Annotated in this window: 26 protein-coding genes and 1 pseudogene; 24 read left to right on the top strand and 3 right to left on the bottom strand. The window is 69.0% G+C overall.

The features are described from left to right. Positions 1 to 29: 29 nt before the first annotated feature. Entirely contained in the window at positions 30 to 1,082 is a 1,053-nt protein-coding gene (locus AC5Y43_RS18760) for a DUF2332 domain-containing protein (RefSeq protein ID WP_499974870.1), read from the bottom strand. Then, positions 1,079 to 1,663, bottom strand: a complete 585-nt coding sequence (gene mftR / locus AC5Y43_RS18765; RefSeq protein ID WP_499974999.1) for a mycofactocin system transcriptional regulator MftR — start codon at positions 1,661 to 1,663, stop codon at positions 1,079 to 1,081. The genes AC5Y43_RS18760 and mftR overlap by 4 nt, the downstream gene beginning before the upstream one ends. Before the next feature lie 91 nt (positions 1,664 to 1,754). Between mftR and mftA the strand changes: the two genes are divergently transcribed. From mftA to mftG, 7 genes are all read left to right on the top strand, one after another. Next, on the top strand, positions 1,755 to 1,844 hold the full coding sequence (gene mftA, locus AC5Y43_RS18770) for a mycofactocin precursor MftA (protein WP_499974872.1): 90 nt from the start codon (positions 1,755 to 1,757) through the stop codon (positions 1,842 to 1,844). Between the two features lie 5 nt (positions 1,845 to 1,849). Beyond that, a complete protein-coding gene (gene mftB, locus AC5Y43_RS18775; RefSeq protein ID WP_499974874.1) occupies positions 1,850 to 2,125 on the top strand; it encodes a mycofactocin biosynthesis chaperone MftB in 276 nt (91 codons plus the stop codon). After that, positions 2,122 to 3,318: a mycofactocin radical SAM maturase gene (gene mftC, locus AC5Y43_RS18780; RefSeq protein WP_499974876.1), complete on the top strand. Its 1,197-nt coding sequence runs from the start codon at positions 2,122 to 2,124 to the stop codon at positions 3,316 to 3,318. The genes mftB and mftC overlap by 4 nt, the downstream gene beginning before the upstream one ends. Positions 3,319 to 3,320: 2 nt before the next feature. Beyond that, on the top strand, positions 3,321 to 4,502 hold the full coding sequence (mftD, locus tag AC5Y43_RS18785; RefSeq protein ID WP_499974877.1) for a pre-mycofactocin synthase MftD: 1,182 nt from the start codon (positions 3,321 to 3,323) through the stop codon (positions 4,500 to 4,502). A 177-nt stretch (positions 4,503 to 4,679) separates the two neighbouring features. Continuing rightward, positions 4,680 to 5,411 (top strand): mycofactocin biosynthesis peptidyl-dipeptidase MftE, encoded by a 732-nt coding sequence (gene mftE / locus AC5Y43_RS18790; protein WP_499974879.1) that lies wholly within the window; start codon positions 4,680 to 4,682, stop codon positions 5,409 to 5,411. Then, positions 5,408 to 6,820 carry a mycofactocin biosynthesis glycosyltransferase MftF gene (gene mftF / locus AC5Y43_RS18795; protein ID WP_499974880.1) on the top strand — a complete coding sequence of 471 codons (1,413 nt, stop codon included), beginning with the start codon at positions 5,408 to 5,410 and terminating at the stop codon, positions 6,818 to 6,820. Before mftE ends, mftF begins: the two co-directional genes overlap by 4 nt. 16 nt (positions 6,821 to 6,836) lie before the next feature. Then, positions 6,837 to 8,276: a mycofactocin dehydrogenase MftG gene (gene mftG / locus AC5Y43_RS18800; protein WP_499974882.1), complete on the top strand. Its 1,440-nt coding sequence runs from the start codon at positions 6,837 to 6,839 to the stop codon at positions 8,274 to 8,276. Positions 8,277 to 8,288: 12 nt separating this feature from the next. Here the strand turns inward: mftG and AC5Y43_RS18805 are convergent, their stop codons facing one another. Continuing rightward, on the bottom strand, positions 8,289 to 9,155 hold the full coding sequence (locus AC5Y43_RS18805) for a PE family protein (RefSeq protein ID WP_499974883.1): 867 nt from the start codon (positions 9,153 to 9,155) through the stop codon (positions 8,289 to 8,291). Positions 9,156 to 9,420: 265 nt separating this feature from the next. Between AC5Y43_RS18805 and AC5Y43_RS18810 the strand changes: the two genes are divergently transcribed. The 17 genes and pseudogenes from AC5Y43_RS18810 to AC5Y43_RS18890 all read left to right on the top strand — a co-directional run bounded on the left by AC5Y43_RS18810 (position 9,421) and on the right by AC5Y43_RS18890 (position 21,103). Continuing rightward, entirely contained in the window at positions 9,421 to 10,026 is a 606-nt protein-coding gene (locus tag AC5Y43_RS18810; protein WP_499974885.1) for a TetR/AcrR family transcriptional regulator, read from the top strand. Positions 10,027 to 10,362: 336 nt separating this feature from the next. Beyond that, entirely contained in the window at positions 10,363 to 10,668 is a 306-nt protein-coding gene (gene rpsJ, locus AC5Y43_RS18815) for a 30S ribosomal protein S10 (protein WP_003873519.1), read from the top strand. Between the two features lie 14 nt (positions 10,669 to 10,682). Then, positions 10,683 to 11,336 (top strand): 50S ribosomal protein L3, encoded by a 654-nt coding sequence (rplC, locus tag AC5Y43_RS18820; protein ID WP_499974886.1) that lies wholly within the window; start codon positions 10,683 to 10,685, stop codon positions 11,334 to 11,336. After that, positions 11,336 to 12,001, top strand: a complete 666-nt coding sequence (gene rplD / locus AC5Y43_RS18825; protein WP_499974888.1) for a 50S ribosomal protein L4 — start codon at positions 11,336 to 11,338, stop codon at positions 11,999 to 12,001. Before rplC ends, rplD begins: the two co-directional genes overlap by 1 nt. After that, positions 12,001 to 12,303 carry a 50S ribosomal protein L23 gene (rplW, locus tag AC5Y43_RS18830; RefSeq protein WP_066934863.1) on the top strand — a complete coding sequence of 101 codons (303 nt, stop codon included), beginning with the start codon at positions 12,001 to 12,003 and terminating at the stop codon, positions 12,301 to 12,303. Before rplD ends, rplW begins: the two co-directional genes overlap by 1 nt. Positions 12,304 to 12,328: 25 nt before the next feature. Further along, positions 12,329 to 13,171 carry a 50S ribosomal protein L2 gene (gene rplB / locus AC5Y43_RS18835; RefSeq protein WP_499974889.1) on the top strand — a complete coding sequence of 281 codons (843 nt, stop codon included), beginning with the start codon at positions 12,329 to 12,331 and terminating at the stop codon, positions 13,169 to 13,171. Between the two features lie 21 nt (positions 13,172 to 13,192). Continuing rightward, a complete protein-coding gene (gene rpsS, locus AC5Y43_RS18840; protein ID WP_006245110.1) occupies positions 13,193 to 13,474 on the top strand; it encodes a 30S ribosomal protein S19 in 282 nt (93 codons plus the stop codon). Then, on the top strand, positions 13,471 to 14,049 hold the full coding sequence (rplV, locus tag AC5Y43_RS18845; protein ID WP_499974891.1) for a 50S ribosomal protein L22: 579 nt from the start codon (positions 13,471 to 13,473) through the stop codon (positions 14,047 to 14,049). The genes rpsS and rplV overlap by 4 nt, the downstream gene beginning before the upstream one ends. Then, on the top strand, positions 14,049 to 14,900 hold the full coding sequence (gene rpsC, locus AC5Y43_RS18850) for a 30S ribosomal protein S3 (RefSeq protein WP_499974892.1): 852 nt from the start codon (positions 14,049 to 14,051) through the stop codon (positions 14,898 to 14,900). The genes rplV and rpsC overlap by 1 nt, the downstream gene beginning before the upstream one ends. A 3-nt stretch (positions 14,901 to 14,903) precedes the next feature. Continuing rightward, positions 14,904 to 15,320 (top strand): 50S ribosomal protein L16, encoded by a 417-nt coding sequence (gene rplP / locus AC5Y43_RS18855; RefSeq protein WP_067324153.1) that lies wholly within the window; start codon positions 14,904 to 14,906, stop codon positions 15,318 to 15,320. Beyond that, entirely contained in the window at positions 15,320 to 15,556 is a 237-nt protein-coding gene (gene rpmC / locus AC5Y43_RS18860; protein ID WP_499974893.1) for a 50S ribosomal protein L29, read from the top strand. Before rplP ends, rpmC begins: the two co-directional genes overlap by 1 nt. A gap of 6 nt (positions 15,557 to 15,562) precedes the next feature. Further along, positions 15,563 to 15,922: a 30S ribosomal protein S17 gene (gene rpsQ, locus AC5Y43_RS18865; RefSeq protein ID WP_499974895.1), complete on the top strand. Its 360-nt coding sequence runs from the start codon at positions 15,563 to 15,565 to the stop codon at positions 15,920 to 15,922. An 80-nt stretch (positions 15,923 to 16,002) separates the two neighbouring features. Continuing rightward, complete coding sequence (locus AC5Y43_RS18870) at positions 16,003 to 18,354, top strand: arylsulfatase (RefSeq protein WP_499974897.1); 2,352 nt, start codon at positions 16,003 to 16,005, stop codon at positions 18,352 to 18,354. Beyond that, positions 18,335 to 18,802, top strand: a complete 468-nt coding sequence (locus tag AC5Y43_RS18875) for a hypothetical protein (RefSeq protein WP_499974899.1) — start codon at positions 18,335 to 18,337, stop codon at positions 18,800 to 18,802. Before AC5Y43_RS18870 ends, AC5Y43_RS18875 begins: the two co-directional genes overlap by 20 nt. Continuing rightward, positions 18,799 to 19,020, top strand: a complete 222-nt coding sequence (locus AC5Y43_RS18880) for a hypothetical protein (protein WP_499974900.1) — start codon at positions 18,799 to 18,801, stop codon at positions 19,018 to 19,020. The genes AC5Y43_RS18875 and AC5Y43_RS18880 overlap by 4 nt, the downstream gene beginning before the upstream one ends. 54 nt (positions 19,021 to 19,074) lie before the next feature. Then, a complete protein-coding gene (locus AC5Y43_RS18885) occupies positions 19,075 to 19,995 on the top strand; it encodes a DUF4436 domain-containing protein (RefSeq protein ID WP_499974902.1) in 921 nt (306 codons plus the stop codon). A 164-nt stretch (positions 19,996 to 20,159) separates the two neighbouring features. Continuing rightward, positions 20,160 to 21,103, top strand: a pseudogene (locus tag AC5Y43_RS18890) (DUF4436 domain-containing protein). Position 21,104: the final 1 nt, after the last annotated feature.

The raw sequence follows: 21,104 nt of genomic DNA on the forward strand, positions 1-21,104 counted from the left end.
GGATTCCGACGGGGTGGAGCGAAAAATTTTTACTGCCAGTTCACGGGCGGGCCGTGCGGGTGGCATTCGCCGAGGACCGCGAGCTCGCCGCCCGGCCAGCGGCGGGCGCGCACCAAGAACCTGATCGGCGCGCCGGGCCCGTCCCGCGACGGCTCCAGGGTGAGGTGGACGAAGGGCGAGCGCGCGCCGGCTTGCGCGCCGAGCGCCTCGATCCCGTCGCGAACCGCGGTGCGCTCGGCGTCGGACAGGTACTGCCAGGTGATCGAATGCCACAGCACGGTCAACGCGTCCTCGGCGAGGGTCAGGCCGGCCACGGCCTCGGTCGCCGTCCGGCGCTCGAGTAGGGCCGGCACGTCGCGGGCGACCGCGATGGCCCCGCGCAGGCGCTCCAGCCGCGCGCCTTGGTCGGGCCAGACGTAGCTCAACACCGTCAGTTCCCCGTCGGCGCCGGTGACGTCGATGGGCGCGATGTCGTAGCCGCCGCGCTCGACGATCCGGACGGGTCCGTCGGGCGGCAGCGCGCCCCGCCACGCGTCGTCGATGGTCACCGGCGAGTCGGCCGGTCCCCACCGGCCGCCGTCATAGCGATACTGATAGCGGTCGGCGCGCATGTTCAGCCCCGCGCTCGACCCGATCTCGAAAAGCCTTACCGGCAAACCGGATCCGTGATTCAGCCGCAACAGCCCGCCGATCAGGGCGGCGGATCGGCCCACCTCGTTGGTCTGCGGTGGCTGCCCGAGCGCCGCGCGCAGCGGCTCGTCGTGCCGGGCCGCGGTGCGCAGGATCTCGGGCCAGGCGGCCGGCGCGTCCCAGTTGCCGCCGGCGCTGGGATACCAGCGCCGCAGCTCCGCAGCCCGGCCGTCGAGCACCAGCCGGTGCAGCCCGCCCAGCAGCCGCAGCGGCACCGCGTGCCGGGCCGGGGCGTCCTCGTGGCCGGACAGGATGGTCGCGAAGACACCGCCGGCCGCCACGTCGGCAGCCACCAGGTCGAACAGTTCCCCATACATGGGGGAGCCGGAAGCGGCGCAAAACCTGCCCTGGGATCGCAGGGTGTGCACCAGGTGGTCGGTCCCGGCGCTCACCGGCCCAGCCCGGCGCCGACGGCGTCGAACGCGTTACCGAGCGCGGCGGGCAGGGTGACCGACTCGTCGCCCAGCCAGTGCTCGTAGGCGCTCAGCGCCACGGCGAGCATCGTCCAGGCGACGGTCTGCGGCAACAGGTCGGTCGTCTTGCAGTCCGTCCGGTGGGCCACGAAGGCCGCGATCACCTCCCGCCACCCGGCATACATCGTCATCGAATACGCCTGCAGCTCAGCGGTTTGCAGGATCACCCGCATGCGCTGACGGTGCCGCACGGTCTCGGAGCCGTCAAAGGTGTTGAACGCCAACAGCGCCGAGCGCAGCGCCTCGCCCAGCGGCACCCGCGCGTCGACGTTGTCGAGCAGTTCCCGCAGCTGCGCGAGGTGCGTGTCGAAATCCCCCCAGGGGATAGCGTTTTTGGACGCGTAGTAGCGGAACAGGGTGCGCCGCGAGATGCCGGCGGCCTGCGCGACGTCGTCGACGCTCACGTCGGCGAAGCCGCGGGCGGCGAACAACTCCAGGGCGACGTCGGTGATGTGGTGGGGCGTCGTCGAGCGGCGCCGGCCCACCCGCGACTGCGGCATCTCCGACCCGCCCTTCCGTTTCGGCACTCGATGCCATATTCTGGCGGCGATCGTGACCCGTTGTCGAGTCCCATGGCGAAAGGTAATCCAGATGGACCACGAAACCGAGACCGGAACCGAGCTCGTCACCGAGACCCTCGTCGAAGAGGTATCCATCGACGGCATGTGCGGGGTCTACTGACCCGCGTGTTCGACCCCGACCGCGGCTGGCGGCTGCACCCGCAGGTGGCGGTGCGGCCGGAGTCGTTCGGCGCGCTGCTCTACCACTTCGGGACCCGCAAGCTGTCCTTCCTGAAGAACCGCACCATCCTCACGGTGGTCCGGTCGCTCGGCGACCATCGCGATGTGCGCTCCGCCTGCCGCGCCGCGGGCGTCGACGATTCCGCGCACGGCCCCTACCTGCACGCGCTGGGCGTGCTGGCCGATTCGAAGATGTTGGTACCTCAGGAGGACGTTGGATGACCGCCGCAACCACCGCAGTGCCGCGGCTCATCGAGCAGTTCGAGCGCGGGCTGGACGCGCCCATCTGCCTGACGTGGGAGCTGACGTACGCGTGCAACCTGGCGTGCGTGCACTGCCTCTCGTCGTCGGGCAAGCGCGATCCACGGGAGCTGTCTACCCGCCAGTGCATGGATATCATCGACGAGCTGGAACGCATGCAGGTGTTCTACGTCAACATCGGGGGCGGGGAACCCACAGTGCGCCCGGACTTTTGGGAGCTGGTCGACTACGCGACCGCGCACCACGTCGGCGTGAAGTTCTCCACCAACGGGGTGCGGATCACCCCGGAAGTCGCGGCGCGGCTGGCCGCCAGTGACTACGTCGACGTCCAGATCTCGCTCGACGGCGCCACCGCCGAGGTCAACGATGCCGTCCGCGGCGCCGGCTCCTTCGCCATGGCGACGCGGGCGTTGGAGAACCTCGCCGACGCCGGCTTCAAGGACGCCAAGATCTCCGTCGTCGTCACCCGCCACAACGTCGACCAGCTCGACGAGTTCGCCGCGCTGGCCAGCCGCTACGGCGCCACCCTGCGGATCACCCGGCTGCGGCCCTCGGGCCGGGGCGCCGACGTCTGGGAAGACCTGCACCCCACCGCCGCCCAGCAGGTTCAGCTCTACGACTGGTTGGTCGCCAAGGGGGAGCGCGTGCTCACCGGCGACTCCTTCTTCCATCTGTCCGGCCTGGGTGAACCCGGCGCGCTGGCCGGCCTGAACATGTGCGGGGCGGGCCGGGTGGTGTGCCTGATCGACCCGGTCGGCGACGTGTACGCCTGCCCGTTCGCCATCCACGACCGCTTCCTGGCCGGAAACGTTGTGTCGGACGGGGGATTCGACAACGTGTGGAAGAACGCGCCGTTGTTTCGCGAGCTGCGGGAACCGCAGTCGGCGGGTGCCTGTGGGAGCTGCGCGCACTACGACAGCTGCCGGGGCGGGTGCATGGCGGCGAAGTTCTTCACCGGCCTGCCGCTGGACGGTCCCGACCCCGAGTGCGTGCAGGGGCACGGCGAGCCGGCGCTGGCCCGTGAGCGCGACACTCCTCGGCCCCGGGCCGACCACTCGCGCGGCAGGCCGGTCCGCCAGCCGGTACCGCTGACGCTGTCGGTGCGGCCGCCGGCGACCCCGCCCACGCGCCTGTGCAACGAAAGCCCGCTATAACAATGGCCAGCGAATGGTTCGAAACGGTCGCCATCGCGCAGCAACGCGCCAAACGGCGGCTGCCGAAATCCGTTTATGCTGCGCTGGTTGCGGCCAGCGAAAAGGGGATCACCGTCTCCGACAACGTCGACGCGTTCGGTGAGCTCGGATTCGCGCCCCATGTCGTCGGCGCGCCGGAAAAGCGTGACCTGTCGACTACCGTTATGGGGCAAGAGATTTCGATGCCCGTCATGATTTCGCCGACGGGCGTCCAGGCGGTCGATCCGGACGGCGAGGTCGCGGTCGCGCGGGCCGCCGCGGCGCGGGGAACTGCGATGGGGCTGTCTTCCTTCGCCAGTAAGCCGATCGAAGAAGTGATCGCCGCCAACCCCAAGCTGTTCTTCCAGGTGTACTGGCTGGGCGGGCGCGACGCGATCGCCGAGCGGGTGGAACGGGCGCGCCAGGCCGGCGCGGTCGGATTGATCGTCACCACCGACTGGTCGTTCTCGCACGGGCGCGACTGGGGCAGCCCGCAGATCCCCGAGCAGATGAACCTGCGGACCATCCTGCGACTGTCTCCGGAGGCGGTCTTCAAGCCCCGCTGGCTGTGGAAGTTCGGCAAGACGCTGCGGCCCCCGGACCTGCGGGTGCCGAATCAGGCTCGCCGCGGCGAGCCCGGGCCGCCCTTCTTCGCCGCCTACGGCGAGTGGATGGGCACGCCGCCACCCACCTGGGAAGACATCGCCTGGCTGCGCGAGCTGTGGGGCGGACCGTTCATGCTCAAGGGCGTGATGCGCGTCGACGACGCCAAAAGAGCTGTGGACGCGGGTGTTTCGGCGATTTCGGTGTCGAATCACGGTGGCAACAACCTGGACGGCACCCCGGCATCGATCCGCGCGCTGCCCGCGGTGGCCGCGGCGGTCGGCGACCAGGTCGAGGTGCTGCTCGACGGAGGCATCCGGCGCGGGAGTGACGTCGTCAAGGCGGTGGCGCTGGGTGCGCGCGCGGTGATGATCGGCCGGGCGTACCTGTGGGGCCTCGCCGCGGCCGGCCAGGGCGGCGTCGAAAACGTCCTCGACGTATTGCGGGGCGGGATCGACTCGGCACTGATGGGCCTGGGGCACGCCAGCGTCCACGACCTGAGCCCGGACGACATCCTGGTGCCCGACGGCTTCGTCCGGGCCCTCGGGGTTCCGCCGGCATAAACCCAGCCATGTTGGCCCTTTTACCTGCGGTTCTATTCAGCGTCTTTCCGCAATCGGCGGTAGCGAGAATTGTGGTGCTCGCGGGGCGACCGTGACGAACGAGCCGGGAATTCGACCGCCGGGTGTACAAACCGGGAAAAAAATAATTTTCAAGGGACAACAATTGGTGCACGCCAGGTGAATTCGTCCTACCATCGGCGAGTGCCCGTACTCGGCGAATTAGGAACGACGACGTCGAGCCAGCTATCAAGCACCCCGGCGTCGATAATGGTCCCGCTGGGGTCGACCGAACAACACGGCCCGCACCTGCCGTTGGACACCGACACCCGCATTGCGGCCGCCGTCGCCCGGGGGGCCCGGGCACGCCTCGAACAACCATGGTTGGTGGCGCCGGCCATCGCCTACGGCGCCAGCGGCGAGCACCAGGATTTCGCCGGGACGATCTCCATCGGCGCCGCGGCGCTGACGATGCTGTTGGTGGAGTACGGCAGGTCAGCCACCTGCTGGTCGGGACGACTGGTGTTCGTCAACGGCCACGGGGGCAACGTCGGCGCGCTGAACGACGCGGTGGGCCTGCTACGCGCCGAAGGCCGCGACGTCGGATGGTGCCCCTGTGCCGCCCCCGGCGGCGACGCCCACGCCGGGCATACCGAAACATCGGTGTTGCTGCATATCTCGCCGACCGACGTGCTGACCGACCGGTGGCTCACCGGTAACCGGGCGCCGTTGCCCGAATTGCTGCCCTCGATGCGCGTCGGGGGAGTCGCCGCGGTCAGCCGGGTCGGGGTGCTGGGGGACCCGACCACCGCGACCGCCGCCGACGGAAAACGCATCTTCGCCGAAATGGTCGACGAGTGTGTCCGTCGAATCACCCGGTGGTCGCCAGGGCCCCACGGGATGCTGACGTGACGGCCACCCGGCTGCCGGACGGATTCGCCGTCCAGGTCGACCGCCGCGTCCGGGTGCTCGGCGACGGCTCGGCCCTGCTGGGCGGGTCGCCGACGCGCCTGCTGAAGTTGGCTCCGGCCGCCCAGAGCATGCTGTCCGACGGGCGGCTGAAGGTTCGCGACGACCTCAGCGCGCAATTGGCCCGCACCCTGCTGGACGCCACGGTGGCCCATCCCCGGCCCGCGGGAGGCCCGTCGCATCGCGACGTGACGGTGGTGATCCCGGTGCGGGACAACGTTTCCGGTGCCCGGCGCTTGGTCAGCGCGCTGCGTGGACTGCGCGTCATCGTGGTCGACGACGGTTCGTTCCCGCCGGTCGACGCCGAAGACTTCCTCGGTGCGCACTGCGACGTCGAAGTGCTGCGCCACTCCTATAACAAGGGCCCGGCGGCGGCGCGCAACACGGGGCTGGCCGCCTGCACGACCGACTTCGTCGCGTTCCTGGACTCCGATGTGACACCGCGCCGGGGCTGGCTGGAAGCCCTGCTCGGTCACTTCTGCGATCCCACCGTCGCCCTGGTCGCGCCCCGCATCGTCGGCTTGTCGCACAAGGAGAACGTGGTGGCGCGCTACGAGGCCGTCCGCTCGTCTTTGGACCTCGGGGAGCGCGAAGCCCCGGTGCTGCCGCACAGCACGGTGTCCTACGTTCCCAGCGCCGCCATCATCTGCCGCCGCTCGGCGATCCGCGACGTCGGGGGGTTCGACGAGACCATGCAGTCCGGCGAGGACGTCGATTTGTGCTGGCGGTTGATCGAGGCCGGTGCCCGGCTCCGGTATGAGCCGATCGCGCAGGTCGCCCACGATCACCGCACCGAGTTGCGGGATTGGCTGGCGCGCAAGGCTTTCTACGGTGGCTCGGCCGCCCCGCTGTCGGTGCGCCATCCGGACAAGACGGCCCCGGTGGTGATTTCCGGGTGGGCGTTGACGGCTTGGATACTGATGGCGCTGGGGACGAGCCTCACCCAACTCGCGTCGATCGCCGTCGCCCTGTTGACCGGTGGGCGCATCGCCAAGGCGATGCGCGGCGCCGAGACTTCGTTGCTGGACGTCGTCGCGATCGCGACCCGCGGTCTGTGGTCGGCGGCCCTGCAGCTGGCGTCGGCGCTGTGCCGGCACTACTGGCCGCTGGCGTTGCTCGCGGCCATCGCCTCGCGGCACTGCCGACGCGTGGTGCTGGTCGCCGCCGTCATGGACGGCGTGGTGGACTGGCTGCGCCGCCGCGATGGCACCGGCGATGAGGCCGAGCCGATCGGGCTGCTGACCTACCTCGTGCTCAAGCGCGTCGACGACCTGGCCTACGGCCTGGGGCTGTGGTGGGGTGTGGCGCGCGAACGCAACGTGCGCGCGCTCAAACCGCAGATCCGCACGTAGTGGTCCAGACGCCGCCTTGATTGAAGCCGTCCCGCACAGCGATGTGCTGATCGTCGGTGCCGGCAGCGCCGGATCGGTTGTCGCCGAACGCCTTTCCGCCGACCCCAACCGCGCGGTGACCGTCCTGGAGGCGGGTCCCGGACTGGCCGATCCGCAGTTGCTGGCTCTGACCACCAATGGGCTGCAGCTGCCGATCGGGGCGGGCAGCCCGCTGACCCAGCGCTACCTGACCCAGCTCACCGACCGGCACGCCCTCAAACTTCCGATCGTGCGCGGATCGACGGTGGGCGGATCGGGCGCGGTCAACGGCGGCTACTTCTGCCGCGCACTGCCGCGCGACTTCGACCACGTCCCGCTGCCCGGCTGGGCATGGCGCGACGTGCTCGAGCACTACCGCGCCATCGAGACCGACCTCGACTTCGACGGTCCCGCCCACGGCACGGCCGGCCCGATCCGGGTGCGCCGGACCCACGACATGACCGGCACCACCGAGGCTTTCATTGCGGCCGCGGAGCGCGCCGGGTTTCCCTGGATCGACGACCTCAATGACTGCGGCCCGGGACAGGTTTCGGGGCTGGGCGCGGTTCCGCTGAACATCGTCGATGGGGAGCGCATCGGCCCCGGATCGGCCTACCTGCTGCCCGCGCTCGCGCGGCCCAACCTGACGCTGCGCGAGCGGACCCGGGCGGCGCGCCTGCGCTTTTCCGGAGCGACGGCGGTAGGGGTCGACGCGATCGGGCCGCAAGGCCCCATAACGCTTTCCGCGGGCCGAATCGTCTTGTGCGCCGGGGCGATTCAGTCCGCACAGCTGCTGATGGTGTCCGGCGTCGGCGACGAAGCCATGCTGCGGGCGGCCGGCGTAGCGGTACTTGCGCCCCTGCCGGTGGGTACTTCGTTCACCGACCACCCGGAATGGGTGCTGCCGACGAATTGGGCGGTGGCCCCCGGCCGGCCTGTGCTCGAGGTGGTGCTCAGCACCGCCGACGGACTCGAGATCAGGCCGTATACGGGTGGGTTCGTGGCGATGACCGGTGACGGCACCGCGGGACACCCCGATTGGCCGCACCTCGGGGTGGCGCTGATGCGGCCGCGGGCGCGCGGGCGCATCACGCTGGCCTCACCGGACCCGGCCGTGCCGCTGCGCATCGAGCATCGCTACGACGGCGAGCCCGCCGACGTAGCGGCGCTGCGCCAGGGCAGCGAACTGGCCCGCGAAATGGCCGGCGCGGCAACATCTGTCGGGTCGCCGGTGTGGTCGACGTCCCAACACCTCTGCGGGACAACGCCGATGGGGACCGATGGTGATCCGCGCGCCGTCGTGGACCCGCACTGCCGGGTCTATGGAATCGAAAACCTCTGGGTCATCGACGGTTCCATTCTGCCCGCGATCACCAGCCGCGGGCCCCACGCGACCATCGTGATGCTCGCGCACCGGGCGGCCGAGTTCGTCCGGTGAAGCCTTCGTGAATCAGGCTGAGTAGGGCTGCATTTCGACCGGCTCGGCGATCGCCACCGGTTGCTCCCGGCCGGCCGCCGGTGCCGCGGCCGGGGAATAGGCCGGCGTCGCCGGCGAATAGTTCGGGGTCGCCGCGGGCGCGGCCGTCAGCGGCGTGCCGATCGGCATCGCCTGCGCCGCCGTCACCGGGGCGAATGCGGGCGCTTCCACCGGCGCGGCCGCCACCGGCACGGTCGCCGGTGCCGGTGCAACCGCCGCCGCGGCCACCGGAGCGTAGGCCGGCGTCGCCGACTGCATCGCGGCAAGCGGCGCGGCCGCCGGGGCCGCGAGGGGCGCGGCCGCGAGTGGCGCGCCGGTAGGGGCCAGCGCGACCGGTGCCGCCGGCGCGACCGCCGCCGTGACCGGTGTCGCCGTGACCGCCGGCGCCGCGCCTCCGGCAGACCCCGCCGCCGCGGGCACCGCGGCCGCCGCGGCGGATCCCGCCGAGGCCGCACCGCCGACGAGCGGCTGCGCGGTCGAGGCGGCGCTCAGGGCCTGAGTCTGGACGCCGCTTCCGTTCGCGCCGCCGCCCAGCACGCCCTGGCCTAGGGATTGCAGGTTGGCGGCCTCGGCGAGCGCGTACTGCTCCGCGCCGGAACTCATGAACTGGACGAACTGGGCGTGGAAGGCCTGCGCGGCGGCGCTGATCGCCTGATACGCCTGGGCGTGCGCGTCGAACAGGCTCGCGATGCCCGCCGATACCTCGTCGGCGCCCGCGGGCGCCACGCTCGACACGGGACCCAGCGCCGCGGAGGTGGCGTCACTGATCGAGGACCCGATATTGGTCAGGTCCATCGCCGCGTCCGCCACGTACGCGGGCGTTGCGATCACATAGGACATTCCGCTCCCCCGGCTAGCCTGGCCATCGTCCGCCTCCCCGTGACGGACGGTGCTCAAGCGGGATGGTATCGCCCACGGCTGGGCGGCCGAGGCGTTTTCGGACGATTCCGGGCGGGTCGGGGACTACCGCCGACGCTCGTCGGATCAGTACGCTGATCACGCCGCACCACGTTTCGAGACGAATAGTCTCGTTTCTCAGCAGGGGAGGGGGCACACCATCACCGGCGGGAGTACCGATCCCCGGCCCGCGCGGTCCCGGGCCCGTTTGCTCGAGGCCGCCTCCGCGCTGCTGCGCTCCGGGGGCCCCAGCGCGGTGACCGTCGACGCGGTCACCCGCAGCGCCAACGTGGCCAGGGCGACCCTGTATCGCCACTTCCCGAGCGGAAACGATCTGCTGGCGGCGGCATTCAACAGCCTGATACCGCCGCCGCCGATGCCGCCGCCCGATGGCTCCCTGCGGGACCGGCTGGTCGCGTTGGTGCTGGCCCAGGCCGACGTCGTGGCGCATGCGCCCGTGGCCCTGACGGCGATGTCGTGGCTGGCCCTGGGGCGCGACCTGGAAGAGTTGCCGGAATCCCGGCCGGCGGCCGATTCCGCCTCGATCACCACGCTGCGCGAACGCATCGCCCAGCAGTACGCGGCGCCGTTCGACGCGATATTCGACAGCCCGGAGGCCGCCGCCGAGCTGGGTGAGGTCGACCGGTCGCGCGCGATCGCGCTGCTGATCGGCCCGCTGGTGCTGGGCCGCCTGTCGACCCTGCCCGACTTCGATTACCGCGAATGTGCGCGCGCGGCCGTCGACGGCTTCCTGCACGTTCAGCGTGCGCAGCACCGGGCCAGCGCGGCGACTATCGAATCGGCAGGTGCGTGAGGCCGTCTCGGCCGGCACCGAATTTTGACCGGGCAATGATCTGAGGCATACTGTTCGGGTTGCCTTTCGCCAGGTTCTGCGCCTGGCCGGGCATACGACCAGCGCCCACAACGGGCGCGTCCGGTCCCATCCTCGGAACGCGACTAATTCGGCCGCGAGCGAGGCTGCGTAAGGGTGACACACCCGACCGCGGGGACCGGTGGACCACGACAGGTAAACAGCGGCGCAGTATCCGGCGCGACGCTCGATCGGCCCCCGGTGGGCCGGCCGACTGGCGCGCTGGGCGGCCCCAGGCTCGGACACGGGCCTTTTTCGAGGAGTGAGGGTAGGAGAAGCGTGGCGGGACAGAAGATCCGCATCAGGCTTAAGGCCTACGACCATGAGGCCATCGACGCATCGGCGCGCAAGATCGTCGAGACCGTCGTCCGCACGGGTGCCAGCGTCGTAGGTCCGGTGCCGCTGCCGACCGAAAAGAACGTGTATTGCGTCATCCGCTCTCCGCATAAGTACAAGGACTCGCGGGAGCACTTCGAGATGCGCACCCACAAGCGGTTGATCGACATCCTCGATCCCACGCCGAAGACGGTTGACGCGCTCATGCGCATCGACCTCCCGGCCAGCGTCGACGTGAACATCCAGTAGGAGATCTGCGAGCAATGGCGAGAAAGGGCATTCTGGGCACCAAGCTTGGCATGACGCAGGTGTTCGACGAGAACAACCGGGTTGTTCCGGTGACGGTGGTCAAGGCCGGGCCGAACGTGGTGACCCGGATCCGGACACCCGAGCGCGACGGCTACAGCGCGGTGCAGTTGGCGTACGGCGAGATCAGCCCGCGCAAGGTCAACAAGCCGGTGACCGGTCAGTACGCGGCGGCGGGCGTCAACCCGCGCCGGTACCTGGCGGAGTTGCGCCTGGACACCTCCGACGCCGCCGGCGAGTACGAGGTCGGCCAGGAGTTGACGGCCGAGATCTTCGCCGACGGCAGCTACGTCGACGTGACCGGCACCTCCAAGGGCAAGGGGTTCGCGGGAACCATGAAGCGGCACGGCTTCCGCGGTCAGGGCGCCAGCCACGGCGCGCAGGCGGTGCACCGCCGGCCGGGTTCGATCGGCGGCTGCGCCACCCCGGCGCGCGTCTTCAAGGGCACCCGGATGGCCGGCCGGATGGGTAACGACCGGGTGACCGTCCAGAACCTGTTGGTACACAAGGTGGATGCCGAGAACGGCGTGCTGCTGATCAAGGGCGCGGTCCCCGGCCGCACCGGTGGGCTCGTGATGGTCCGCAGTGCGGTCAAACGAGGTGAGAAGTGATGGCAGCCAAAAACGCGCTGAAGATCGATGTCAAGACGCCCGACGGCAAGGTCGACGGATCCGTCGAGCTGCCGGCCGAGTTGTTCGACGTCGAGGCCAATGTCGCGCTGATGCACCAGGTGGTCACCGCGCAGCGCGCGGCCGCCCGCCAGGGCACGCACTCGACCAAGACGCGCGGCGAGGTCAGCGGCGGTGGCCGCAAGCCCTACCGGCAGAAGGGCACGGGTCGCGCCCGGCAGGGTTCGACGCGGGCGCCGCAGTTCGCCGGCGGTGGCGTCGTGCACGGACCCAAGCCGCGCGACTACAGCCAGCGCACGCCCAAGAAGATGATCGCCGCGGCGTTGCGCGGGGCGCTGTCCGACCGCGCCCGCAACGGACGCATCCACGCCGTCACCGAGTTGGTCGCGGGCCAGACTCCTTCGACCAAGAGCGCCAAGGCTTTTCTGGGCACGCTGACCGACCGCAAGCAGCTGCTGGTGGTCATCGGCCGCTCCGACGAGACCGGCGTGAAAAGCGTGCGCAACCTGCCCGGTGTGCATGTCCTGTCACCCGACCAGCTCAACACCTATGACGTGCTGCGCTCGGATGACGTGGTGTTCAGCGTCGAGGCGCTCAACGCCTACATCGCCGCCAACAACCAGACAGCCGAGGAGGTTTCGGCCTGATGGCGACCATCGCTGACCCCCGCGACATCATCCTGGCGCCGGTCATCTCCGAGAAGTCCTACGGGCTCCTCGATGACAACGTCTACACGTTCGTGGTGCACCCCGATTCGAACAAGACGCAGATCAAGATCGCCATCGAGAAGATCTTCTCCGTCAAGGTCGCGTCGGTGAACACCGCGAACCGGCAGGGCAAGCGCAAGCGGACCCGGACGGGATACGGCAAGCGCAAGAGCACCAAACGGGCCATCGTCACCTTGGCGCCGGGCAGCAAGCCGATCGACCTCTTCGGCGCACCGAGCTGAGCGCGACAGAAAGACTTGATGAGACATGGCAATTCGTAAGTACAAGCCGACCACCCCGGGCCGCCGCGGCGCGAGCGTGTCCGACTTCGCCGAGATCACCCGGTCGACGCCGGAGAAGTCGTTGGTGCGCCCGCTGCACGGTCACGGCGGCCGCAATGCGCACGGCCGGATCACCACTCGCCACAAGGGCGGTGGGCACAAGCGCGCCTACCGGGTGATCGACTTCCGCCGCAACGACAAGGACGGCGTCGACGCCAAGGTCGCGCACATCGAGTACGACCCCAACCGCACCGCGCGGATCGCGCTGCTGCACTACCTGGACGGGGAGAAGCGCTACATCATTGCGCCGCAGGGCCTCTCGCAGGGCGACGTGGTGGAGTCGGGTCCCAACGCCGACATCAAGCCGGGCAACAACCTGCCGTTGCGCAACATCCCGGCCGGTACCCTGGTCCACGCGGTGGAGCTGCGGCCCGGGGGCGGCGCCAAGCTCGCGCGGTCGGCCGGGTCGAGCATCCAGCTGCTCGGCAAGGAGGGCAGCTATGCGTCGCTGCGGATGCCCAGCGGTGAGATTCGCCGCGTCGACGTGCGCTGCCGCGCCACCGTCGGCGAGGTGGGCAACGCCGAGCAGGCAAACATCAACTGGGGCAAGGCCGGCCGCATGCGGTGGAAGGGCAAGCGCCCGTCGGTCCGCGGTGTGGTCATGAACCCGGTGGATCACCCGCACGGCGGTGGTGAGGGCAAGACCTCCGGCGGTCGCCACCCGGTCAGCCCGTGGGGCAAGCCGGAAGGCCGCACCCGCCACCCGAACAAGGCCAGCAACAAGCTCATCGTCCGGCGCCGGCGCACCGGCAAGAAGCACTCGCGCTAGGAACTTGAGGAGTAGCGAAACATGCCACGCAGCCTGAAGAAGGGCCCGTTCGTCGACGACCACCTGCTCAAGAAGGTGGACGTCCAGAACGAGAAGAACACCAAGCAGGTCATCAAGACCTGGTCGCGTCGTTCGACGATCATCCCTGACTTCATCGGCCACACCTTTGCGGTGCACGACGGGCGCAAGCACGTCCCGGTGTTCGTCACCGAGTCGATGGTCGGTCACAAGTTAGGCGAGTTCGCCCCGACGCGCACCTTCAAGGGGCACATCAAGGATGATCGGAAGGCCAAGCGGCGATGACCACAACTGAGTTTCCGTCGGCGACGGCCCAGGCGCGGTTCGTGCGGGTGTCGCCGCGCAAGGCGCGCCGGGTGATCGACCTGGTGCGCGGTCGCTCGGTGGCCGACGCGCTGGACATCCTGCGCTGGGCGCCGCAGGCCGCCAGCGAGCCGGTGGCCAAGGTGATCGCCAGCGCGGCGGCCAACGCGCAGAACAACAACGGCCTGGACCCGGCGACCCTGGTGGTTGCCACGGTCTATGCCGACGAGGGCCCGACCGCCAAGCGCATCCGTCCGCGCGCCCAGGGCCGCGCCTTCCGGATCCGCAAGCGCACCAGCCACATCACGGTCGTGGTGGAAAGCCGCCCGGCCAAGGACCAGCGGTCGGCGAAGTCGACGAGGGCGCGCCGCGCCGAGGCCAGCAAGGCGGCCGCGACGGCGCCGGCGAAGAAAGCGCCCGCCAAGAAGGCGCCGGCCAACAAGGCTGAACCCGGTGCCAAGGCGGCCAAGAAAGCGCCCGCCAAGAAGGCCGAGGCCAAGACGGCCCAATCTGAGGCCAAGACTGAGACTTCTGAGGCGAAGGGAGGCTCAGACTAGTGGGCCAGAAGATCAATCCGCACGGCTTCCGGCTGGGCATCACCACGGACTGGAAGTCGCGCTGGTACGCCGACAAGCAGTACGCCGAGTACGTCAAGGAAGACGTGGCGATCCGCCGGCTGCTGTCCACCGGCCTGGAGCGCGCCGGCATCGCCGACGTGGAGATAGAAAGGACCCGGGACAGGGTTCGCGTTGACATCCACACCGCGCGCCCCGGCATCGTCATCGGGCGTCGCGGCACCGAGGCCGACCGGATCCGGGCGGACCTGGAGAAGCTGACCGGCAAGCAGGTCCAGCTCAACATCCTCGAGGTGAAAAACCCGGAGTCGCAAGCGCAATTGGTGGCCCAGGGCGTCGCCGAGCAGCTGAGCAACCGCGTGGCGTTCCGCCGTGCGATGCGCAAGGCCATCCAGTCGGCGATGCGCCAGCCCAACGTCAAGGGCATCCGGGTGCAGTGCTCCGGCCGTCTCGGCGGTGCGGAGATGAGCCGCTCGGAGTTCTACCGCGAGGGCCGGGTGCCGTTGCACACCCTGCGCGCCGACATCGACTACGGCCTGTACGAGGCCAAGACCACCTTCGGCCGGATCGGCGTGAAGGTGTGGATCTACAAGGGCGACATCGTCGGCGGCAAGCGCGAATTGGCCGCCGCCGCTCCGGCGGGCGCCGACCGCCCGCGCCGCGAGCGGCCGTCGGGCACGCGTCCGCGCCGCAGTGGCGCGTCGGGCACCACGGCGACCAGCACGGAGGCCGGCCGGGCCGCCGGCGCCGAAGAGGGCACTGCAGCCCCCGCGTCCGCCGCGCCCGTCGCCGAAGGGGCACCCGCCCCCGAACCGCAGAGCACGGAGAGCTGAATCATGTTGATTCCCCGCAAAGTCAAGCACCGCAAGCAGCACCACCCCCGCCAGCGCGGCATCGCCAGCGGCGGCACGGCGGTGCACTTCGGTGACTACGGCATCCAGGCGCTCGAGCACGCCTACGTCACCAACCGGCAGATCGAGTCGGCTCGTATCGCGATCAACCGGCACATCAAGCGTGGCGGCAAGGTGTGGATCAACGTCTTCCCCGACCGCCCGCTGACCAAGAAGCCCGCCGAAACCCGGATGGGTTCGGGTAAGGGCTCCCCGGAATGGTGGGTCGTCAACGTGAAGCCGGGCCGGGTGCTGTTCGAGCTGAGTTACCCGAATGAGGCGGTGGCCCGCGCGGCACTCACCCGCGCGATCCACAAGCTGCCGATCAAGGCACGCATCGTGACCCGAGAGGATCAGTTCTGATGGCAGTGGGAATTTCGCCTGGCGAACTGCGCGAGCTCACCGATGAGGAGCTCACCGAGCGTCTGCGCGAATCCAAGGAGGAGCTGTTCAACCTGCGCTTCCAGATGGCGACCGGACAGCTCAGCAACAACCGCCGGCTCCGCACCGTGCGCCAGGAGATCGCGCGCGTTTACACCGTGCTGCGGGAACGCGAACTGGGCCTGGCCAGCGGACCCGACGGCTCGGACGGAAAATAAGGATTCGTGATGGCAGAAGCTAAGAAGACCGCCAAGGCCGCTCCCAAGAAGGCCGCTCCGAAGGCTGCCGCGCCGAAAGAGAAGGGCCCCAAGCACACTCCGAGCAATCCCAAGTCGCGTGGCCGGCGCAAGGTGCGCATCGGCTACGTGGTGAGCGACAAGATGCAGAAGACCATCGTGGTCGAGCTCGAAGACCGCATGCGGCACCCGTTGTACGGCAAGATCATCCGGACCACCAAGAAGGTCAAGGCCCACGACGAGAACAGCACCGCCGGTATCGGCGACCGCGTCTCGCTGATGGAGACGCGTCCGTTGTCGGCGACCAAGCGCTGGCGGCTCGTGGAGATTTTAGAGAAGGCCAAGTAGCCCCTCGCGTTTTGCTTTGCCGACCGTAACGCCACGGCGAAAAAAGGTCGGAATATTCGCCGTGGCGTTACGCTCGGCGCATGTCGACTGAATTTCAGGGCAAGATCGAGCTGGATATTCGCGATTCGGAGCCGGATTGGGGGCCCTACGCGGCGCCGGCGGCGCCGGAGAACTCGCCGAACATCCTCTATCTGGTCTGGGACGACACCGGCATCGCGACCTGGGACTGCTTCGGCGGCCTCGTCGAGATGCCCGCCATGACGCGGATCGCCGAGCGTGGCGTTCGGTTGTCGCAGTTTCACACGACCGCGCTGTGCTCGCCGACCAGGGCGTCGCTGCTGACCGGGCGCAACGCGACCACGGTCGGCATGGCCACCATCGAGGAATTCACCGACGGCTTCCCGAACTGCAACGGACGGATTCCGGCCGACACGGCGCTGATCTCCGAGGCGCTCGCCGAACGGGGTTACAACACGTACTGCGTCGGCAAGTGGCACCTGACGCCGCTCGAAGAGTCCAATCTGGCGGCGACCAAACGGCACTGGCCCACCTCGCGCGGCTTCGAGCGGTTCTACGGGTTCATGGGCGGCGAAACCGACCAGTGGTACCCCGATCTGGTGTACGACAACCACCCGGTCAACCCGCCGGGCACACCGGAGGACGGCTATCACCTGTCCAAGGACATCGCCGACAAGACCATCGAATTCATCCGCGACGCCAAGGTGATCGCGCCGGACAAGCCGTGGTTCAGCTATGTGTGCCCCGGCGCCGGGCACGCGCCCCACCACGTCTTCAAGGAGTGGGCCGACAAGTATGCGGGCCGGTTCGACATGGGCTACGAGCGGTACCGCGAGATCGTGCTGGACAAGCAGAAGTCGATGGGAATCGTGCCGCCGGACACCGAACTGTCGCCGGTCAACCCGTATTTGGACGTCAAGGGGCCGCAGGGGGAGCCGTGGCCGCTGCAGGACACGGTGCGGCCCTGGGACTCGCTCAACGACGAAGAGAAGAAGCTGTTCTGCCGCATGGCCGAGGTGTTCGCCGGCTTCCTCAGCTACACCGACGCCCAAATCGGGCGCCTCCTGGACTATCTCGAGGAATCCGGTCAACTCGACGACACCATCATCGTGGTGATCTCCGACAACGGCGCCAGCGGCGAGGGCGGCCCCAATGGGTCGGTGAACGAGGGCAAGTTCTTCAACGGCTACATCGACACCGTCGAAGAGAGCATGAAGCTCTTCGACCACCTGGGCGCCCCCGAAACCTACAACCACTACCCGATCGGGTGGGCGATGGCGTTCAACACGCCCTACAAGCTTTACAAGCGCTACGCCTCCCACGAAGGCGGCATCGCCGACACGGCAATCGTGTCCTGGCCCAACGGAATTGCGGCGCACGGCGAGGTCCGCGACAACTACGTCAACGTCTGCGATATCACCCCGACCATCTACGACCTGCTGGGCCTGGCGCCGCCGGAGACCGTCAAGGGCATCGCGCAGAAGCCGCTGGACGGGGTGAGTTTCAAAGCGGCCCTTGATGACCCGGGCGCCGACACCGGCAAGCGGACGCAGTTCTACACCATGCTGGGTACCCGCGGCGTCTGGCACGACGGCTGGTTCGCCAACACCGTGCACGCGGCCACCCCGGCCGGTTGGTCGCACTTCGACGCCGACCGCTGGGAGCTTTACCACATCGAGGCCGACCGCAGCCAGTGCCACGACCTGGCCGCCGAACAGCCCGAAAAGCTGGAAGAGCTCAAGGCCCTGTGGTTTTCCGAAGCCGCCAAGTACAACGGCCTGCCGATCGCCGACCTGAACCTGATGGAAACCCTGACCCGTTTCCGGCCCTCCCTGGCGGGGGAGCGGACCAGCTATAGCTATTACCCCGACTGCGCGGACGTCGGCATCGGCGCGGCCGCCGAGATCCGCGGCCGCTCGTTTGTCGTGCTGGCCGACGTGACGGTCGACACCGCCGGGGCCGAGGGCGTGCTGTTCAAGCAGGGCGGCGGCCACGGGGGCCATGTCCTGTTCATCCAGGACGGGCGGCTGTGCTACGTGTACAACTTCCTCGGCGAGCGCCAGCAGCTGGTTTCCTCGTCCGGCCCGGTTCCGTTGGGCCGCCACGTGTTCGGCGTGCGCTACACGCGGACGGGAACGGTGGAGAACAGTCACACACCGCTGGGAGACCTCACGCTGTTCGTCGACGACGAGGTGGTCGGCACGCTGGCGGGCGTGATCACCCATCCCGGAACGTTCGGCCTGGCGGGGGCGGGCATCACCGTCGGGCGCAACGGGGGTTCCGGTGTGTCCAGCCGCTTCAAGGCGCCGTTCGCGTTCACCGGCGGCAGCATCGCCCAGGTCACCGTCGACTTCTCGGGTCGGCCGTACGAGGACGTGGAAAGGGAGCTTGCGCTTGCGTTTTCGCGCGATTGAACTGCTGGCCGGCGTGCTTTGCCTGGGGGCGGCCGTGGTCGTGGGTTGCGACAAGACCACCGGCGGCTCGGCCGTCCGTACCGGTGGACCGTCCGCGTCGACGAGCCGCGTCGCACCGACGTCGTCCGACCCGGCCGCGCCCGTGCCCGGCGTGGAAGTCACCCTGCCCGACCACATTCCACCGGCCGCCGTGGTGTGCCTTCCCCCGCCCCCCGCGAGCGGCAGCATGGTCAAGGCCTCGGTCCCGGATCCGGTGGCTCCCGCGCTCACGATCCCGCTGCCGGACGGCTGGAATTCGGCCCCGGGCACCGGCGACGTCGCGCTGACCTCCACGGGACCCGCGGGTATGTCGGGGCGGGTCACCATCACGCCGACGGACCTCGATCCGGCGGTGCCTTTCTGCGCTACGCCGCCGACCTGCGCGCCGGCAATCCCGGCGCCAAGGTGACCGTTGAGCCCGCGCAGTTCTGCGGGTACAGCAGCCAAGTGCTCAGCGGCACCGGTTCGGGGGCGGGGTCGGTCGATTTCGCCGACCGCATCACCCACATCTGGACCAACACCAAGGCGTTCCTGGTCGCCGTCCATGTGGAGGGACCCGCGGGTGCGCCGGGCTTCGACGCGACGAAATCCACAGCGATGCAGCAATTTGCGGTCGTCATCCCCTGAAATTTCCCGGTTTCAGCGCCGCCGGGCGGTAACATCTGGCCCCGTGATGTCCCGATGACCACCGAAGCACCACCGCCGCCGGCGCCACCGCGGGAACCGCGGGTTGCGATCGCGTTCGGCATCGTCGTGGCCGTCATCGTCATCTACGTGCTGTCCCTGATCGCGGTGCACCTGTTGGCCAAGTCGGCGCCCCCGCTGCCCTCCGTGGATTTGAGCAAGGTCGAGGCCGAGGACAGCGTGGTGCAGGTGCGCCTGGAGAAGCTGGACACCGTCGCCAACCGCCTTACGGTGAATGTGCTTGTGTACCCGAAGGATTCGCTGTACGACAAGAACTTCGGCGTGCTGACCACCGACGCGGCCGTGCGCCTCTACCCGGAAAACGACCTAGGTGACTTGCAGTACCCGGTGGGCAAGGCACCCGCGCAGGTCAGCACCACCATCCAGGCGCAGGGCGACCCCGGTAACTGGCCCTTCGACACGTACAAAACGCAGGTGATCGCGGCCGACGTGTTCACCGGGTCCGGGCCAAGCCGTGAGAAGTCGCCCGCCCGCGTCGAAGCCACCGGAAAGTTGGACGGCTGGGACGCCACCGTCACCCGCGTCCACGATCCCGAGGACACCAACCCCGATGCCCTGGACAACGTGACCATCACGTTGCACCGGGCCAGGGGCCCGCTGATCTTCGACCTCGGTATCTGCCTGGTGCTCATCGCCCTGCCTGTGTTGGCGTTGTGGGTGGCCATTCCCGTGGCGCTGGGCAGGACCTCGTTCTTGCCGCCGATGACGACGTGGTACGGCGCGATGCTGTTCGCCATCGTCCCCCTGCGCAGCATCCTGCCGGGCAGCCCGCCGTACGGTTCGTGGATCGACCAGGCCGTCGTGCTCTGGGTGCTGATCGGACTGGTCGTTGCCATGGCGCTGTTCCTCGTCGGCTGGTGGCGACAACGGGAACGAAGGCAGCCTGGGAGGCCCTGAGCATTGTTTCGCTGAGGGGCGAGCGGACGGGTGACAAGCTGGGGGAAATTGCCTCTTTAGGACGGGGATTTCGCTGACCGCGCGCCGACGGCTTCGGTTCGCTACGATCTAATCCTCGTGTGCTCGCGCGCCGCGCTCCGCGCACCCCGACGGAGGGTTGACCGATGACCCATCAGGCCCCGCCCGCACCACCGCCCCCCGTCACGCCGCCGGAGCCACCGCCCGCGGCGCCCCCCGAAGCGCACGTCAGACGCGGGGGGCGGGGCAAGCTGATCGGTCTCGGCATCCTGGTGGCCTTCTTGGTCGTCTACGGTCTGTCGCTCTTCGGCGTCCATCTGCTGTTCAATGCGGCGGGACCCATCAAGGCACCGGACCTGAATGCCAACGACGACACCGTGGTGCTGGTGCGCCTGGAGAAGCTGGATACCGTCGCCAACCGCCTGACGGTAAAGGTGCTCGTCATTCCCCAGGACAAAATGTTCGACAAGCGGCTCGACGTGTTGACCACCGATACCGCCGTGCGCATGGACCCCCCGAATGACCTGGGCGACTTGGTCTATCCGGCAGGAAAGTCACCTGCGCAGGTCGCCACCACGATCGAGGCTCATGGCAACCCGAACAACTGGCCGTTCGACTCCTACAGCACCGACACCCTCTCGGCGGAAGTGCTCGTGGGTCAGGGCGATGCCCGCCAATCATACCGGCCCGCGTGGAAGTAGCGGGGCAGTTGGACGGCTGGGAGGTCGGCCTGCGGCGCGTCGGCGAGGCCAGCCAGGACTCGGAGCGCGGCGACAGCGTGATCATCACGTTGCACCGGGCCAAGGGCGCGCTGATCTTCGACGCGGGAATCTGCCTGGTCCTCTTTGCGCTGCCCGCCTTGGCTTTCACCGTGGCCATCCAAATCGCCTTGGGCAAAAGGAAGTTCGTGCCGCCCTTCGTGACCTGGTTCGCCGCCATGCTGTTCGCGGTGATCCCCATACGCAATTTCCTGCCCGGATCGCCGCCGCCGGGTGCGTGGATCGATCAGGCCCTTGTCATCTGGGTGCTGCTGGCGCTGGTCGGCGCGATGGTCCTGTACATGGTCACGTGGTACCGGCAATCGGAGTAGC

Source organism: Mycobacterium sp. NGS57 (assembly GCF_059812405.1).

Excerpts from the sequence above, each read along its gene's own strand:
- mftR (WP_499974999.1), bottom strand. The coding sequence starts at position 1,663 with ATGCCGCAGTCGCGGGTGGGCCGGCGCCGCTCGACGACGCCCCACCAC.
- mftA (WP_499974872.1), top strand. The coding sequence starts at position 1,755 with ATGGACCACGAAACCGAGACCGGAACCGAGCTCGTCACCGAGACCCTC.
- mftC (WP_499974876.1), top strand. The coding sequence starts at position 2,122 with ATGACCGCCGCAACCACCGCAGTGCCGCGGCTCATCGAGCAGTTCGAG.
- mftD (WP_499974877.1), top strand. The coding sequence starts at position 3,321 with ATGGCCAGCGAATGGTTCGAAACGGTCGCCATCGCGCAGCAACGCGCC.
- AC5Y43_RS18805 (WP_499974883.1), bottom strand. The coding sequence starts at position 9,155 with ATGTCCTATGTGATCGCAACGCCCGCGTACGTGGCGGACGCGGCGATG.
- rplC (WP_499974886.1), top strand. The coding sequence starts at position 10,683 with ATGGCGAGAAAGGGCATTCTGGGCACCAAGCTTGGCATGACGCAGGTG.
- rplD (WP_499974888.1), top strand. The coding sequence starts at position 11,336 with ATGGCAGCCAAAAACGCGCTGAAGATCGATGTCAAGACGCCCGACGGC.
- rplW (WP_066934863.1), top strand. The coding sequence starts at position 12,001 with ATGGCGACCATCGCTGACCCCCGCGACATCATCCTGGCGCCGGTCATC.
- rplB (WP_499974889.1), top strand. The coding sequence starts at position 12,329 with ATGGCAATTCGTAAGTACAAGCCGACCACCCCGGGCCGCCGCGGCGCG.
- rpsS (WP_006245110.1), top strand. The coding sequence starts at position 13,193 with ATGCCACGCAGCCTGAAGAAGGGCCCGTTCGTCGACGACCACCTGCTC.
- rplV (WP_499974891.1), top strand. The coding sequence starts at position 13,471 with ATGACCACAACTGAGTTTCCGTCGGCGACGGCCCAGGCGCGGTTCGTG.
- rplP (WP_067324153.1), top strand. The coding sequence starts at position 14,904 with ATGTTGATTCCCCGCAAAGTCAAGCACCGCAAGCAGCACCACCCCCGC.
- rpmC (WP_499974893.1), top strand. The coding sequence starts at position 15,320 with ATGGCAGTGGGAATTTCGCCTGGCGAACTGCGCGAGCTCACCGATGAG.
- AC5Y43_RS18870 (WP_499974897.1), top strand. The coding sequence starts at position 16,003 with ATGTCGACTGAATTTCAGGGCAAGATCGAGCTGGATATTCGCGATTCG.
- AC5Y43_RS18885 (WP_499974902.1), top strand. The coding sequence starts at position 19,075 with ATGACCACCGAAGCACCACCGCCGCCGGCGCCACCGCGGGAACCGCGG.